The 1,686-nt window shown below is 55.0% G+C and carries 1 protein-coding gene and 1 pseudogene; both read right to left on the bottom strand.

Going from position 1 to position 1,686, the window contains the following annotated elements:
- Positions 1 to 22: 22 nt before the first annotated feature.
- The gene (gene hisS / locus AC2VLY_RS12950) at positions 23 to 1,342 is read right to left on the bottom strand and encodes a histidine--tRNA ligase (protein ID WP_486892019.1); all 1,320 of its coding nucleotides are present in this window, start codon (positions 1,340 to 1,342) and stop codon (positions 23 to 25) included.
- 41 nt (positions 1,343 to 1,383) lie between these two features.
- Positions 1,384 to 1,686: pseudogene (locus tag AC2VLY_RS12945) on the bottom strand (flavodoxin-dependent (E)-4-hydroxy-3-methylbut-2-enyl-diphosphate synthase); the annotation flags it as partial.

The raw sequence follows: 1,686 nt of genomic DNA, 5'->3' as shown, positions 1-1,686 counted from the left end.
AATGCGGAAAGTTCTTGACCGGTCACTTTGATCTTCTGGCAGTGGCAAAATTTTGCCCAGTATGGGGTGCATGCTTGGGGAAATCAACGCCGAGGCTTTGCAGACCAGTAATCACGGCCTCCAGACGGCCTTCCCAACGCCTTTCCCCGCCCTGTTCCTTGATGATTACTGGTTCTCCTTGCAATTGTCCCAAACCGATGACCAGCTGGAACTGCGCCCGGGAACGTTCTGCCTGCTTCAGCAGCGCTTTGAAACCCGCAGGGCCAGCGCTGACCACACTGATACCCAGATCACGAAGAGCTTCAGCCAGTTGCCAGGCACGGACAAGACTATCTTCTTCCATGGCCCCGATAAAAAGAACGGGTTTGCCGGCGCAGGCCTGGTTTCCCTGAATTTCCTGCAAGGCGAGTAAGCGCTCCAACCCTACGGCAAAACCAATGGCGGGAGTATCCTGACCACCCAGCTGGGCAACCAGTCCATCATAACGACCACCGGCCAGCACGGTTCCCTGCGCACCCAAGGCATCCGTAACCCATTCAAAAACCGTCCGGTTATAGTAATCCAGCCCGCGTACCAGGCTGTGATTCAATTGATAGGGAATATCAAGAGCCGTCAGCAGTTTTTGCAGACTGGCAAAATGCAGTGCCGATTCGGTATCGAGATGATCCACCAGATGTGGCGCACGGCTTGCAATCTGCTGACAGCCAGGCACTTTACAGTCCAGAATCCGTAACGGATTGTGCTCCATACGGGTCTGACAATCAGCACATAAGGCTTCCTGTTGCGGTCGCAAATACTCCAGAAGTCGCTCACGGTAAGCTGCCCGCGCCTCTGGACTGCCCAATGAGTTGATTTGTAAAGAGGCCTGCACCCCGGCCTGCTTCAGAATACGCGCAGACAGGGCGATGATTTCGGCATCTGTACCGGCTCCGGCCTGACCGAAAACCTCAACGCCCAGTTGGTGAAATTGCCGATAGCGGCCTTTCTGGGGACGTTCATGGCGAAACATGGGGCCCATGTAATAATAACGCGGAGTCTGCCCACGCATGGTCTGGCTCTGGATCGCGGCTCGTACACAACCAGCGGTCCCTTCCGGGCGCAGGGTAAGGCTGTCGCCATTACGATCGGCAAAGGTGTACATTTCTTTCTGGACAATGTCGGTGACGTCACCAATGGCGCGGGCGAAAAGTTCCGTCGATTCCAGCAGCGGGAGACGGACTTCGCCGTAATCATACAGTTGGAGCAACCCCCGCAAATCCGTTTCCAGAGCCTGCCAGGCTGCTGCTTCTGCGGGGAAAATATCGTTCATTCCCCGCACCGCCTGTAATCCCTTAACAGCCATACGAACAACTCACTTTCCCCAAACGAACCATTACCAGGCGCTCAGGCATCATTACGGGCTGCCTGACGCTCCGCAATTTCGGCACGAATCCGTTTTTCCAGCACATCAACTATATTCACATTTTCTACCCGGTCTACCTGCTTGCCGCGATAATAGAGAATGCTGCGTTTGTCTCCGCCCGCCAGACCAATGTCCGCTTCCTTGGCTTCGCCAATACCATTGACCACGCAGCCAATCACCGACACATCCATGGGCTCAAGAATATCTTCAAGCCGCGCCTCCAGGGCATTGATGGTGTTGATGACATCAAACTCCTGACGGGAGCAGGAAGGACAGGCAATCAG

The sequence above is a fragment of the Acidithiobacillus sp. TH-A36 genome (genome assembly GCF_057473445.1).
Note: the sequence above shows the minus strand (reverse complement) of the source record. Positions and strands in the feature narration are given on the sequence as shown.

Bases quoted from the DNA above. Each gene is read 5' to 3' on its own strand.
- hisS (WP_486892019.1), bottom strand. From the start codon at position 1,342: ATGGCTGTTAAGGGATTACAGGCGGTGCGGGGAATGAACGATATTTTC.